This window comes from Polaromonas sp. P1_G2 (assembly GCF_056405515.1).
Window position 1 is genome coordinate 1 of the sequence record NZ_JBFUBY010000181.1, and the last position, 13,080, is coordinate 13,080.

A 13,080-nucleotide genomic window follows, 5' to 3' on the forward strand; every position below is an offset into this window, starting at 1 on the left:
CAGGGCTTACACCGTGGACTGGCTGATGTTCTTCAGCGACAAAAGCAAGGTGCTCACGCTGGGCATCGTGTCGGTGTTCGGCGTGGTGGTTGGTTCGGCCGTCTACGCCTTGCTGTCGCGCAATTTCCGCTGGGAAGGTTTTCGCGACGCGGAAGACACCGCCAACCACCTGGTGGGTGCCACGCTGATGGGCGTGGGCGGCGTCTGCGCCATGGGCTGCACCGTGGGGCAGGGCCTGTCCGGCATCTCGACCCTGAGCCTCACGAGCTTTGTGGCGCTCGCCGCCATCCTCGCGGGCTGCGTGGCGGGATTGAAGTATCAAATCTGGCGGCTTGAACGTTCGGCCTGAAGCGCGTATTCATTCACAGTCCATGACCTCCATCCTTGAAGAACTCCCCGCCGATCTGGAGCGCCGCTTCGGCGGCCTGGCGCGCCTCTACGGCGCGGCGGGCGCCCAGCGCATACGCGAAGCACATATCGTGGTGGTTGGCCTGGGCGGCGTGGGCTCCTGGGCTGCCGAAGCCGCGGCGCGTAGCGGCGTGGCCCGGCTGACCTTGATAGACCTCGACCACATCGCCGAATCCAACATCAACCGCCAGGTCCATGCGCTGGACAGCACCCTGGGGCAGGCCAAGGTGCAGGCCATGCGTGAGCGCATCGCGCAAATCCATCCGGGCTGCCGTGTGGACGGCATTGAAGAGTTTGTCGATGCCGCCAACTGGCCGGGCATCCTGGGCCTGGAGGGCGGCTTTGACCGCAAGCAGCTGGCCGTGATCGATGCCTGTGACCAGGTCAAAGCCAAGACCGCCATGGCCGCCTGGGCGATTGCCAACAAGGTGTACCTGGTCAGCGTGGGCGCCGCGGGCGGCAAGCGGCTGGCGCACCGCGTGGACATCGACGACCTGTCCCTGGTCACGCACGACCCCTTGCTGGCGCAATTGCGCTACCGGCTGCGAAAGGAGCATGGCGCCGCACGCAAGGGCAAGATCGGCGTGGCCTGCGTGTTCAGCCGCGAGGCCGTATTGCAGCCCGCCGCCGCGGCCCAAAGCGACGGCAGCCTGAACTGCCACGGCTATGGGTCGGTCGTGAGCGTGACCTCCACCTTCGGCCTGTGCGCGGCAGGCTGGGCACTCGACAAAATTGCCGCCTGAGTTTTTGCGGAGCGCTGAAAAACCACGCTATAATTCAAGGCTTTGCTGCCCTCGAAGCAGTAAAAACCGGGATGTATCGCGAGATACCTTCTTGGGACCATAGCTCAGTTGGTAGAGCAGCGGACTTTTAATCCGTTTGTCGTGGGTTCGACCCCCGCTGGTCCCACCAGAATTCCGGGTTCTTAGCTCAGTTGGTAGAGCAGCGGACTCTTAATCCGTAGGTCGACAGTTCGAATCTGTCAGAACCCACCAGCCCTTTAAAGGACTTGGCCGAAAGGCCAAGTCCTTTTGTTTTTGGGGCGCGGGAAATCGCAGAGCCAGCCATCAGGCCGAATACCCCAGCGCCGGCATATCCAGTTGCGCCTGCCTTGCCACCCGTATGCAGTCTTTCATGTGCTCCTCGCCGAAGTAGCGGATGGCCGCGTAGCCGACGGCAGCCGCGACGGCCTGGCCGGCCAGCGGGACGTACTTGGCGGCCTGCTTGGCCGTCAGGCGCACGCCTATTTTGGTGGCGGCCTTGATGACCAGGTCGCGGCTGATGAATTTGCCGATCAGCACCGAACCCACCAGGGCCACGGCTTTTTGCACCTGGTCGCGTTTGTTGGGTTCCAGCTGGTCGAGTTGCTGCGGCGTGAGGCCGAACTCCTGGTTGATCTCGGGGATGAGCCTGGACAGCATGGCCGCGTCCACCATCCAGTCTAGGCCGGGGACGGGCACGGCGCTGGCCGCGGCCGCGACCATGGCACGCCGGTTGAGCAGCTTGCGGCTGCGTTTGACGGCGGCCGCGAGGGTGGCGTCGCCGGACGCCATTTGCAGGGCGGTGGGCATGGCGTTACCTCTCAGCGCGGCTAGCCGCGCTTTTTGGTGAGCAGGCCGTAAATCAGCAGCAGGACGATGGCGCCGACGATGGAGGCAATCCAGCCCACGGCATCGCCTTCCTTGTAAAAACCGGTGGCGATGCCCGCGTATTTGGCCGCGAAGGCGCCGGCGACGCCCAGCAAGACAGTCATGATGAAACCCATGCTGTCGTTGCCCGGCTTGAGGGCACGGGCAATCAGGCCGACGATCAAACCGACAACAATGGTTCCGAGTATGGATAGCATGCTGTGAACTCCCTGTCAGTGAGGTGGTGAGGGGCCGGATTGGCCCGCTCAACTCACTTTATACCGCAGCGGTCTCGATCTGCTCGGTCAGCTCCAGCCACCGTTCTTCCAGCATGCCTATTTCGCCTTCGATGGCCTTGAGGCGCTTGCCGGCCTGGGCCAGTTCCGCCGGCGCGGTGGTGGTGCCGAGCAGGGCCTGCAGGCTGCCCTGTTCGGTGGTGAGCGACTTCATGCGCAGGTCGATTTTCTCGATCTCCTTGCGCAGCGGCTTGGTAGCCTCGGCCTGCTGCTGGCGGCGCTGGGCGTCCTGCTTGCGCTGCTCGGGCGTTTCGCGCGGCACAGGCTTTTTCTCTTCCACCGCCACGGCCGGTGCGGCCGCCTTGACGGCGGCGGCCGGGCTGGCATTGCCGGCCTTCTTGGCCTCTTCGCGCTGGCGCTTGGCTTCGTCGAGCAGGTAGCGCTGGTAGTCGTCGAGGTCGCCGTCAAAGGGTGCCACGCCGCCGCGCGAGACCATCCAGAACTCGTCGCAGACGGCGCGCAGCAGGGCGCGGTCATGGCTGACCAGCATCACCGTGCCTTCAAACTCGTTGAGCGCCATCGACAGCGCCTCGCGCGTGGCCAGGTCCAGGTGGTTGGTCGGCTCGTCGAGCAGCAGCAGGTTGGGGCGCTGCCAGACGATCATGCACAGCACCAGGCGGGCTTTTTCGCCGCCGCTCATGCTGCCCACGGCCTGCTTGACCATGTCGCCGCCGAAATTGAACATGCCCAGGAAACTGCGCAGGTCCTGCTCGCGGGTCTGCTGGCCGCTGATCTTGCCGGCGGCGGTGACTTCCTTGACGAGGCGGATCATGTGCTCCAGCGGCGTGTCCGCCGGGCGCAGCACGTCGAGTTCCTGCTGGGCGAAGTAGCCGATGTTCAGGCCCTTGCCCTCGGTCATCTCTCCTTGAATAGGTGCCAGCGCGCGCGCCACGGTTTTCACCAGTGTCGACTTGCCTTGCCCGTTGGCGCCCAGGATGCCGATGCGCTGGCCGGCCAGCACCGATTTGCTGACGTTTTGCACAATGACCGTGGGCGGCGTGCCTTCGGGTGAGCCTTCGGGCGGCGGGTAGCCGAAGTAGGCGTTCTGCATCGACAGCATGGGGTTGGGCAGGTTGGCCGGCTCCTTGAACTCGAAGGTGAAGTCGGCTTCGGCCAGCAGCGGCGCGATTTTCTCCATGCGGTCCAGAGCCTTGACGCGGCTTTGCGCCTGCTTGGCCTTGCTGGCCTTGGCCTTGAAGCGCGCGATGAACTTCTGCAGGTGGGCGATCTTGTCCTGCTGCTTGGTGAAGGCCGTTTGCTGCAGCGCCATCTGCTCGGAGCGCAGGTCTTCGAACTTGCTGTAGTTGCCGCCGTAGCGGGTCAGCTTGGCGCTTTCGATGTGCACTGTGACGTCGGTCACGGCATCGAGGAATTCTCGGTCATGGCTGATGACCAGCATGGTGCCCTGATACTTTTTCAGCCAGGCTTCGAGCCAGACCAGCGCGTCCAAATCCAGGTGATTGGTAGGTTCGTCGAGCAGCAGCAGGTCGGACGGGCACATCAGCGCGCGCGCCAGCTGCAAACGCATGCGCCAGCCGCCGGAAAAACTGTTGACCGGGTTGTCCAGTTCGCTGACCTTGAAACCCAGGCCGAGGATCAGGGCCTGGGCGCGGGCCTGCGCGTCGTGCGCGCCGGCGTCGTACAGCGCCATGTAGGCGTGGGCCATGCGGTCGCCGTCACCGCTGGCTTCGGATGCGTCGACCTCGGTTTGCGCGGCCAGCAGCACCACGTCGCCTTCGACCACGAAGGCCGTCGCGCTCTGGTCGGTTTCGGGCATGTCCTGCGCCACCTGCGCCATGCTCCACTGTGCGGGAATCGAAAAATCGCCGCCGTCTTCATGCAGCGTACCGTTGAGCATGGCGAACAGCGAGGACTTGCCCGCGCCGTTGCGGCCCACCAGGCCGATTTTTTCGCCGGGGTTGAGGGTGACGGACGCGCTGTCCAGAATCACTTTGGCGCCGCGGCGCAGCACGACGTTTTTGAGGGTAATCATTGAATTGGAACTTCAGGAAAATTAATCGGGCGGCGAGGGTGTTGCACGGCTTGCCATGCAAGCGCCGCGCCAGTCACCAGGCAAAGAGCCTGAGCATCAAGCCAGTTGTTCGCGCGTCAGCAGCAAGACCTGGTCGGCACCCGAGCTGGTTTCGAACCACAGCGGTTCAAGCGTCGGAAAGGCGCGCTCGAAATTCTCGCGCTCATTGCCGATTTCCAGCACCAGGACCGCATTTTCGCTCATATGGCGCGCCGCATTCTGAAAAAGGCCCCGGATGAAGTCCATGCCGTCGGCGCCGCCAGCCAGCGCCAGGCCCGGTTCCGCGCGGAATTCAGGGGGCAGGGCGGCCATGCTGGCCGCGTTGACATAGGGCGGATTGCACAGGATCAGGTCGTACTCGCCCGCGCAGGCGGCCAGGCCGTCGGACTCAAGCAGCGTGATGCGACTGTCCAGGTGGTGGCGGTCCACGTTGATGCGGGCCACCGCCAGCGCGTCCAGGCTGATGTCAGCTGCCTCCACCACGACGTCGGGGTAGGTGATGGCGGCCAGCACGGCCAGGCTGCCGTTGCCGGTGCACAGGTCGAGCACGCGATGGGTGTGTTCGCCCAGCCAGGGGTCTATGCTGGCGTCGGCCAGTAGTTCAGCGATCAGGGAACGCGGAATGATCACGCGTTCGTCGACGTAAAAGGGCAGGCCCATCAGCCAGGCTTCGTGGGTGAGGTAGGCCGCCGGCTTGCGGGTACTGATGCGTGTGTCCAGCAGCGCGGCGACCTGGGCTTCCTCTTCAGGGGTCACCGCCCGGGTCTCGACTGAATCAAGGTCGTCCAGCGGCAAGCCAAGCTTCCAGAGCACCAGCCAGGCGGCTTCGTCGAAGGCGTTGGTCGTGCCCTGGCCGAAGCCGTCGGCAAAGCTCAGGCCCGCGGCGTCCAGCCTGGCCGCCATCTGCTCGACCAGCGCCAGCACCGTCAGGGGAGTCGCTAGCTGGGTCATGCCGCGGCCAGCCGTTCCAGCACGCCCTTGTAGATGTTCTTGAGCGGGGCTAGCGAGCTCACGGGCACATGCTCGTTGATCTTGTGGATGGTGGCATTGAGGGGGCCGAATTCGATGACCTGCGGACAGATCTTGGCGATAAAACGGCCGTCGCTGGTGCCACCGGTGGTGGAGAGTTCGGTCTGCAGCCCGGTTTCCGCCTGGATGGCACCCCGTACTGCGTCGACCAGCGTGCCGGGTGTGGTCAAAAAGGGCAGGCCGCCCAGCGTCCATTTGAGGTCGTAATCGAGCTGGTGGCGGCTCAGCAAGGCCTGCACGCGCTGTTGCAGGCTTTCGGGGGTGGATTCGGTGCAGAAGCGGAAATTGAAGTCCACCACGAGGTCGCCCGGAATCACGTTGGATGCGCCGGTGCCGCCATGGATGTTGGACACCTGCCAACTGGTGGCCGGGAAGAAGGCATTGCCTGCGTCCCACTGGGTGGCCACCAGTTCCGCCAGCGCCGGCGCGAACAGGTGGATCGGGTTTTTGGCCAGGTGCGGATAGGCGATATGGCCCTGCACACCCTTGACGGTGAGCTTGCCGCTGAGGGTGCCGCGCCGCCCGTTCTTGATCATGTCGCCCACCTGGGTGACCGAGGTGGGTTCGCCCACGATGCAATAGTCCAGTACCTCGCCGCGCGCCTTGAGCCGTTCGCAGACCATGACCGTGCCGTCGACCGCCGGGCCTTCCTCGTCGCTGGTGACCAGGAAGGCGATGGACAGGGCCGGGTCGGGATGGACGGCCAGGAATTCCTCGACCGCCACCACCATGGCCGCGATGGAGGTTTTCATGTCGGCGGCGCCGCGTCCGTAGAGCATGCCGTCACGGTGGCTGGGCGTGAAGGGATGGCTCAGCCATTGGTCCAGCGGACCGGTGGGCACAACGTCGGTGTGGCCGGCGAACACCAGGGTTTTGGCCGGCGCCGCGGGGCCGGAGGCCTTGCCGGCACGCTTGGCCCAGAGGTTGGTCACGCGAAAGCTCTCGGGGCCGCTGACAATGGTTTCGCACTGGAAGCCCAGCGGCGCCAGGCGTTCAATCAGCAGGGCCTGGCAGCCGGCGTCGTCGGGCGTGACGGAAGGGCGGGAAATCAGTTGCTCGGCGAGGTGCAGGGTTCGGGACATGGTCGTTCAGTCGCGTTCGAGTCGGCCCGAAGAGACGAGCGCCGTCGTGTTTTTTTCTAGTGCTTCACGTCCAGCGTGATTTCGGTGAAAGACGGTTCGTCATCCGGGTCTTCCTCGGGTTCCAGCATCTTGGCCTTGACGGCGAAGTCGTTCTCGAGGCGCCACATCAGGTTGGTCGGCGAGTCGGCGTACAGGATGCCTTCCTTGCGCGTGACGGTGCCGTCCACGATCAGTTTGGCGATGTCCTGCTCGAAGGTCTGGGAGCCCTCGGCCATGGATTTTTCCATGGCTTCCTTGACGCCGGAGAAGTCGCCTTTTTCAATCAGCTCGGCGATCAGCTTGGTGTTGAGCATGACCTCCACCGCCGGCGTGCGGCCGCCGTCCTGCGTGCGCAGCAGGCGCTGCGACACGATGGCCTTGAGGGCCGCGGCCAGGTCGCCCAGCATGGTGCTGCGCACCTCGACCGGGTAAAAGCTCAGGATACGGTTGAGCGCCTGGTAGCTGTTGTTGGCGTGCATGGTGGCCAGGCACAAATGGCCCGACTGCGCATAGGCAATGGCGGCCGACATGGTTTCGCGGTCGCGGATTTCGCCGATCAGGATCACGTCGGGCGCCTGGCGCAATGCATTTTTGAGCGCCACCTGCAGGGATTGCGTGTCGCTGCCGACTTCGCGCTGGTTGACCACCGACTTCTTGTTGGTGAACAGGAATTCAACCGGGTCCTCGATCGTGAGGATGTGGCCCAGCGAGATCTCGTTGCGGCGGTCCATCATCGCGGCCAGCGTGGTGCTCTTGCCGGCGCCGGTAGAGCCCACCATCAGCAGCAGCCCGCGCTTTTCCATGATCAGGTCGGCCAGGATGGGCGGCACGTTCAGGCTGTCGAGCGGCGGGATTTCCGTCGGGATGAAGCGGATCACCGCGGCATAGGTGCTGCGCTGGCGGAAGGCGCTGATCCGGAAATTGCCCAGGCCGGCGATGGGCAGCGCCATGTTGAGTTCGCCGATTTCCTCCATCTCCTCGATGCGCTCGGGCGGCAGCACCTCGGCCAGCAGGTTGCGCGGCGCGTCAGGCGGCAGGATTTGCGCATTGATGGGAATGGCCTGGCCGTTGATCTTGATCAGGGCGGGCGAATGGGCCGACAGGTAAACGTCCGACGCTTTTTTGTCCGCCATCAAGCGAAGGATTCTTTCCATCGTGCTCATAGTCCGCTCCCAGTCAATTCAATATGTGTCATCGAGCCCAAAGGCCGTATTTCAGTCCCTGAGCAAATCGTTCAGGCTGGTGGTGGAACGCGTCTTGGCGTCCACGCGCTTGACGATCACCGCGCAGTACATGCTGTACTTGCCGCCGGCCTTGGGCAGGTTGCCCGAGACCACCACGGAACCCGCGGGGATACGGCCGTAGGTGACCGTGTCGGCTTCGCGGTCGTAAATCGGCGTGCTCTGGCCGATGTAGACGCCCATGGAGATGACCGAGTTTTCTTCCACGATCACGCCTTCGACGACTTCGGAGCGCGCGCCTATGAAGCAGTTGTCTTCAATGATGGTGGGGTTGGCCTGCAGGGGTTCAAGCACGCCGCCCAGGCCCACGCCGCCGGAGAGGTGGACGTTGTTGCCGACCTGCGCGCAGCTGCCCACGGTGGCCCAGGTATCGACCATCGTGCCTTCGCCGACCCAGGCGCCGATGTTGACGTAGCTGGGCATCAGGATCGCGCCCTTGGCGATGTAGCTGCCGCGGCGCGCCACGGCGGGCGGCACCACGCGCACGCCGGTGGCGCGCATTTCGGCTTCGCTCAGATGGGCGAACTTGGTGGGCACCTTGTCGAAAAAGCCCAGGTCGCCGGCGCGCATCAGTTCGTTGTCCTTCAGGCGAAAGCTCAGCAGCACGGCTTTCTTGATCCACTGGTGGGTGGTCCACTGGCCCACGCCTTCGCGGGTGGCCACACGCAGCTTGCCGCTGTTGAGCTGGGCGATGGTGTGCTCGACGGCGTCCAGCACTTCCTTGGGAGCCGACTGGGGCGAGAGGTTCGCGCGATTTTCCCAGGCCGCGTCAATGGTGCTTTGCAGGTTGTCTTGTGTCATGTTGGTTTCGGTCTTGTTTTCAGTGAACTTTGGATTGGATGAACTGAACGATGCGCTGCGCCGCTTCCACGCATTCGGCGGTTTCTGCCACCAGCGCCATGCGGATTCTGCCGGCGCCGGGATTGTGCCCCTGCGCGTCGCGCGCCAGGTAACTGCCCGGCAACACCACGACATTGTAGAGAGCGAGCAGCTCGCGCGAAAACGCGGTGTCCGAGCCCTTGAAAGACGCGGGGATTCCGGCCCACAGGTAAAAGCCCGCGTCGGGCAGGGCGACGTCCATCACGGCCGAGAGCATGGGCGTGACCGTTCTTGAAGTCATGCCGGCCCAGCGCGGCGGCCGCCTGCAGGCCGCCCAGGGGTGCCTCGTCACGGAAATAGATCTCGCTGTAGCACTCGTCGGAGGCGATCACGAAGCCGTGGCGGTCGCTGAGCTCGAACAGCAGGTTCCACTCGCCAAGCGACATCACGGCGCCCGTGGGGTTGCCCGGCGAGCAGACAAACACCAACTGGGTCTTGGCCCAGACGGCCTCGGGCACGCCGGCCCAGTCGACCGCGAAGTTGCGCGCCGGGTCGCTGGGGGCAAACCAGGTCTGGGCGCCCGCCAGCAGGGCTGCGCCCTCGTAGATTTGGTAGAAGGGGTTGGGGCAGACCACGGTAGCCCCGGGCTTGCCGGCGTCCAGCACGGTTTGCGCGAGCGAAAACAGCGCTTCGCGCGAGCCGTTGACGGGCAGGATCTGCGTGGCCGGGTCCAACTTGAGGTCGTAGCGGCGGGCCACCCAGTCGGCCATGGCCTGGCGCAATTTGGGCTCGCCCAGGGTGCCGGGGTAGCTGGCCAGGCCGCTCAGGCTGGCCGTCAGCGCATCCTTGATCAGCTGCGGTGTGGCATGGCGGGGCTCGCCTATGCCCAGGCTGATGGCTTTGAAGGCGGGATTGGGGGTTACGTCGGCGTGCAGCTGGCGCAGCCGCTCAAAAGGATAGGGCTGGAGGCGTGAAAGCAGGGGATTCATACCCGGATTATCCAGCCTTGGCCCGGCCCCAGAACGACTGGCCGCCCGATCCGCATGTCCAAGGGGGTCAGGCTGCTGCCAAATTGATAGCTTGAACGCCAGACCCCATGCTGCGGCAGCGGCGCCGGCACGGGTGGTTTAGGGCTGGACTGCCATGGCAGGACGGAAGGCGCCCGGGCCGGGCCCGCGCGGCGCGAAGCAAAGTGTTTCACGCCGGCCCCGTCAAGGGCCTTTTTCCCGGCAAAATCCCGGTCCCGCTCGGGTAACATGACGGACCGTGCCGCTTGCCGAAAGCGGCACCCGATATGTCAGCGTTTGCCGTAAAACGCTATAAAAATCAACGAGTTAGCCCCGGGCTACGCTCAAGCTCATAAAAACAGGGACAGCCGTGCGTCTCAATTCGATCAAGCTATCAGGTTTCAAGTCATTCGCGGAGCCCACCAATTTCGTCTTGCCCGGCCAATTGGTGGGTGTGGTAGGCCCCAACGGCTGCGGCAAGTCCAACATCATGGACGCGGTGCGCTGGGTGCTCGGTGAGAGCAAAGCCTCCGAACTGCGCGGCGAGTCCATGCAGGACGTCATCTTCAACGGCACCACCACGCGCAAACCGGCCAGCCGCTCCAGCGTGGAACTGGTGTTCGACAACGCCGACCACCGCGCCGGCGGCCAGTGGGGCCAGTTTGTCGAGATCGCCGTCAAGCGCGTGCTGACGCGCGACGGCACCTCCAGCTACTACATCAACAACCAGCCGGTGCGCCGCCGCGACGTGCAGGACGTGTTCCTGGGCACCGGCCTGGGCCCGCGCGCTTACGCCATCATCGGCCAGGGCACCATCAGCCGCATCATCGAGTCCAAGCCCGAAGAGCTGCGCCTCTTCCTCGAGGAAGCCGCCGGCGTCTCCAAGTACAAGGAACGCCGCCGCGAGACCGCCAACCGCCTGTCCGACACCCGCGAGAACCTGACCCGCGTCGAGGACATCCTGCGCGAACTCAACGCCAACCTCGACCGGCTCGAAAAGCAGGCAGAAGTGGCCCTGCGCTACAACACCCTGCACGCCGACGCCAGCCTCAAGCAGCACCAGCTGTGGTTCTTGAAGCGGGCCGAGAGCGAGGCCGACCAGGCCAAGGTGAAGGCCGATGCCGAAAAAGCCGTGAACGACCTGGAAAGCCGCGTGGCTGACCTGCGCCACATCGAGGCCGACCTGGAAACCATTCGCCAGGCCCACTATGCGGCCGGCGACCAGGTTAACCAGGCCCAGGGCATGCTTTATGAGGCCAGCGCCGAAGTCGGCCGGCTGGAAGCCGAAATCCGCTTTGTGGTCGACGGCCGCCAGCGCGTCGAGCAGCGGCTGAACCAGCTCAAGGAACAGACCGCGCAGTGGGCCACCCGCAAGGAAGACGCCGCCGTCGAAACCGAAAGCCTGGCCGCGCAAGCCATCGAGGCCGAGGAGAAAGCCGAACTGCTGGCCGCGCAGACCGAAGAACACCAGACGCAGCTGCCCGCGCTCGAAGACGCGCTGCGCCAGGCCCAGGCCAAGGCCAACGAGCAGCGCGCCAGTGTGGGCCAGGTGCAGCAGCAGATCCAGGTGCTGGCCGCCGACCAGCGCAACATCGAAGAGCAGTCGCGCAGCCTGGGCCTTCGGCTTGAAAAGCTCACGGCCGACCGTAACGCGCTTAACGCGCCCGACGAAGCGCGCCTGGCCAACCTGAACACCCAGTTCGCCGCCGCGCAGGAAGCCCAGGCCGAAGCCGAGGCCCGCCTGCACGAGCTGACCGACAGCGTGCCGCAGCTCGACGAGGAACGCCGCACGCTGCAGCACACCGTCAACACCGAATCCGCCAAGCGGGCCGACCTGTCGGCACGCATGGAAGCCCTCAAGGCCTTGCAGGAAAAGGTCAAGACCGACGGCAAACTCAAGCCCTGGCTGGCCAAACACGGCCTGGACGGCCTGCAGGGCCTGTGGAGCCGTATCCACATCGAACAGGGCTGGGAAAATGCCCTCGAAGCCGCGCTGCGCGAACGCCTCGGCGCCCTGGAAGTTTCCCGGCTCGACATGGTGCGCGGCTTTGCGGGCAGCGACGGGCAGGGCACGCCGCCGGCCAAGCTCGCGTTTTATTCGCCGCCCAGCGCCGCCGCGCCCGCACGCGTCAATGCCGCGATCAACCTCAAGCCGCTGACCGAGTTGCTGCGCCTGAACGATGCCGGGCAATCGGCCTTGCTGGGCGACTGGCTCAACGGCTGCTACACCGCGCCCAGCCTGGACGACGCGCTGGCCGCGCGCGACAAGCTGCAGGCCGGCGAGGTGATTTTTGTGCAGAGCGGCCATGCCGTGACGCACCACAGCGTGAGTTTTTACGCGCAAGATTCCGAACAGGCCGGCCTGCTGGCCCGCGCGCAGGAGATTGAAAACCTCGACAAACAGCTCAAGGCCCAGGCCCTGATCAGCGAGGAAGCCCGCTCCGCCCTGGTGCGTGCTGAAGCCGCCTACGCAGACGCCGCCCAGCGCCTGGCCACGGCCCGCCGCGAAACCGCCGAAGGCCAGAGCCGCACCCACGAGCTGCAGGTCGAAGTGCTGCGCCTCACGCAACTGGCCGAGCAGACCCGCGCACGCAGCGAGCAGATCCAGGCCGACATGGCCGAAATCGAAGCCCAGCTCGGCGAGCTGCAGGAGCGCAAGGTCACGGCCGAGGGCCGCTTTGAAGAACTCGACATGCAACTGGCCGACAGCCAGGAACGCCATGCGCAGCTCGACGACCGCGTGATCGAGACCGAACGCAAGCTCGGCGAGTCGCGTGAGCAGCAGCGCACGCTGGAGCGCCAGGCCCAGGAAGCCGCGTTCGCGCTGCGCAGCCTGGCCTCGCGCCGCGAAGAACTGACCCGTTCCATCGACATCGCCGCGCAGCAGGCCGCCTCCATCGCCAGCGAAGAGGCGCAGGCCCGCGAAGAGTTGACACGCCTGACCGACGCCGCCGCGCAGGCCGGCCTGCAAAGCGCCCTGAGCGTGAAGCTCGAGCGCGAGGCCGACCTGGGCGCCAAGCGCAGCCAGTACGACGACCTGACCAGCAAGCTGCGCGCCAGCGATGAGCGCCGCCTGCAACTCGAGCGCGAGCTCGATCCGCTGCGCCAGCGCATCACCGAGTTCCAGCTGAAAGAGCAGGCCGCGCGCCTGGGCTTTGAGCAGTACGCGCAGTTGCTGGCCGACGCCCAGGCCGACCTGGCCACCGTCGAGCAGTCCATCCAGTCCGGCAATGTGCGCCTCACCGGCCTGCAGGGCGAGATCGACCGCATCAACCGCGAAATCCAGTCGCTGGGAGCGGTCAACCTGGCCGCGCTCGACGAGCTGAGCACCGCGCGCGAACGCAAGCAATTCCTCGACGCGCAGTCCGCCGACCTGAACGAGGCCATGACCACGCTGGAAGATGCGATCAAGAAGATCGACATCGAAACGCGGGATTTGCTCTCGAGCACTTTCGAGACGGTGAACGGCCATTTCGGCCGCATGTTCCCCGAACTCTTC

Annotated in this window: 10 protein-coding genes, 2 tRNA genes and 1 pseudogene; 5 read left to right on the forward strand and 8 right to left on the reverse strand. The window is 65.2% G+C overall.

Annotation, left to right across the window (positions count from 1 at the left end; genetic code table 11):
• The 4 genes from AC1D0P_RS17380 to AC1D0P_RS17395 all read left to right on the forward strand — a co-directional run.
• On the forward strand, window positions 1-349 hold a 349-nt coding region (locus tag AC1D0P_RS17380; protein ID WP_477677892.1), incomplete at its 5' end, for a YeeE/YedE thiosulfate transporter family protein.
• A 22-nt stretch (window positions 350-371) separates the two neighbouring features.
• Window positions 372-1,151 (forward strand): tRNA threonylcarbamoyladenosine dehydratase, encoded by a 780-nt coding sequence (locus AC1D0P_RS17385; RefSeq protein WP_477677893.1) that lies wholly within the window; start codon window positions 372-374, stop codon window positions 1,149-1,151.
• Window positions 1,152-1,244: 93 nt separating this feature from the next.
• Window positions 1,245-1,320 (forward strand) — tRNA-Lys (locus AC1D0P_RS17390).
• 7 nt (window positions 1,321-1,327) lie between these two features.
• A tRNA-Lys gene (locus tag AC1D0P_RS17395) sits at window positions 1,328-1,403 on the forward strand.
• Window positions 1,404-1,475: 72 nt separating this feature from the next.
• On the opposite strand, the gene AC1D0P_RS17400 is transcribed toward AC1D0P_RS17395, so the two are convergent.
• The 8 genes and pseudogenes from AC1D0P_RS17400 to AC1D0P_RS17435 form a co-directional block, all read right to left on the reverse strand.
• Complete coding sequence (locus tag AC1D0P_RS17400; protein ID WP_477677894.1) at window positions 1,476-1,979, reverse strand: hypothetical protein; 504 nt, start codon at window positions 1,977-1,979, stop codon at window positions 1,476-1,478.
• Between the two features lie 20 nt (window positions 1,980-1,999).
• Window positions 2,000-2,254 (reverse strand): GlsB/YeaQ/YmgE family stress response membrane protein, encoded by a 255-nt coding sequence (locus AC1D0P_RS17405; RefSeq protein ID WP_477677895.1) that lies wholly within the window; start codon window positions 2,252-2,254, stop codon window positions 2,000-2,002.
• A gap of 58 nt (window positions 2,255-2,312) precedes the next feature.
• Window positions 2,313-4,325, reverse strand: coding sequence for an ABC-F family ATP-binding cassette domain-containing protein (locus tag AC1D0P_RS17410; protein WP_477677896.1), 2,013 nt, complete (start codon window positions 4,323-4,325; stop codon window positions 2,313-2,315).
• A gap of 96 nt (window positions 4,326-4,421) precedes the next feature.
• On the reverse strand, window positions 4,422-5,315 hold the full coding sequence (gene prmB / locus AC1D0P_RS17415) for a 50S ribosomal protein L3 N(5)-glutamine methyltransferase (RefSeq protein ID WP_477677897.1): 894 nt from the start codon (window positions 5,313-5,315) through the stop codon (window positions 4,422-4,424).
• The gene (gene dapE / locus AC1D0P_RS17420) at window positions 5,312-6,475 is read right to left on the reverse strand and encodes a succinyl-diaminopimelate desuccinylase (RefSeq protein ID WP_477677898.1); all 1,164 of its coding nucleotides are present in this window, start codon (window positions 6,473-6,475) and stop codon (window positions 5,312-5,314) included. The genes prmB and dapE overlap by 4 nt, the downstream gene beginning before the upstream one ends.
• Before the next feature lie 56 nt (window positions 6,476-6,531).
• Window positions 6,532-7,677, reverse strand: a complete 1,146-nt coding sequence (locus tag AC1D0P_RS17425) for a PilT/PilU family type 4a pilus ATPase (protein ID WP_477651892.1) — start codon at window positions 7,675-7,677, stop codon at window positions 6,532-6,534.
• Window positions 7,678-7,728: 51 nt separating this feature from the next.
• Entirely contained in the window at window positions 7,729-8,556 is an 828-nt protein-coding gene (gene dapD / locus AC1D0P_RS17430; protein WP_477677899.1) for a 2,3,4,5-tetrahydropyridine-2,6-dicarboxylate N-succinyltransferase, read from the reverse strand.
• Window positions 8,557-8,575: 19 nt separating this feature from the next.
• A pseudogene (locus AC1D0P_RS17435) lies at window positions 8,576-9,563 on the reverse strand (aminotransferase class I/II-fold pyridoxal phosphate-dependent enzyme).
• Window positions 9,564-9,951: 388 nt separating this feature from the next.
• On the opposite strand from AC1D0P_RS17435, the gene smc reads away from it, so the two are divergent.
• Window positions 9,952-13,080: chromosome segregation protein SMC (gene smc / locus AC1D0P_RS17440; protein WP_477677900.1), on the forward strand; the 3,129-nt coding region annotated here is incomplete at its 3' end.

Excerpts from the sequence above, each read along its gene's own strand:
- AC1D0P_RS17385 (WP_477677893.1), top strand. The coding sequence starts at position 372 with ATGACCTCCATCCTTGAAGAACTCCCCGCCGATCTGGAGCGCCGCTTC.
- AC1D0P_RS17400 (WP_477677894.1), bottom strand. The coding sequence starts at position 1,979 with ATGCCCACCGCCCTGCAAATGGCGTCCGGCGACGCCACCCTCGCGGCC.
- AC1D0P_RS17405 (WP_477677895.1), bottom strand. The coding sequence starts at position 2,254 with ATGCTATCCATACTCGGAACCATTGTTGTCGGTTTGATCGTCGGCCTG.
- AC1D0P_RS17410 (WP_477677896.1), bottom strand. The coding sequence starts at position 4,325 with ATGATTACCCTCAAAAACGTCGTGCTGCGCCGCGGCGCCAAAGTGATT.
- prmB (WP_477677897.1), bottom strand. The coding sequence starts at position 5,315 with ATGACCCAGCTAGCGACTCCCCTGACGGTGCTGGCGCTGGTCGAGCAG.
- dapE (WP_477677898.1), bottom strand. The coding sequence starts at position 6,475 with ATGTCCCGAACCCTGCACCTCGCCGAGCAACTGATTTCCCGCCCTTCC.
- AC1D0P_RS17425 (WP_477651892.1), bottom strand. The coding sequence starts at position 7,677 with ATGAGCACGATGGAAAGAATCCTTCGCTTGATGGCGGACAAAAAAGCG.
- dapD (WP_477677899.1), bottom strand. The coding sequence starts at position 8,556 with ATGACACAAGACAACCTGCAAAGCACCATTGACGCGGCCTGGGAAAAT.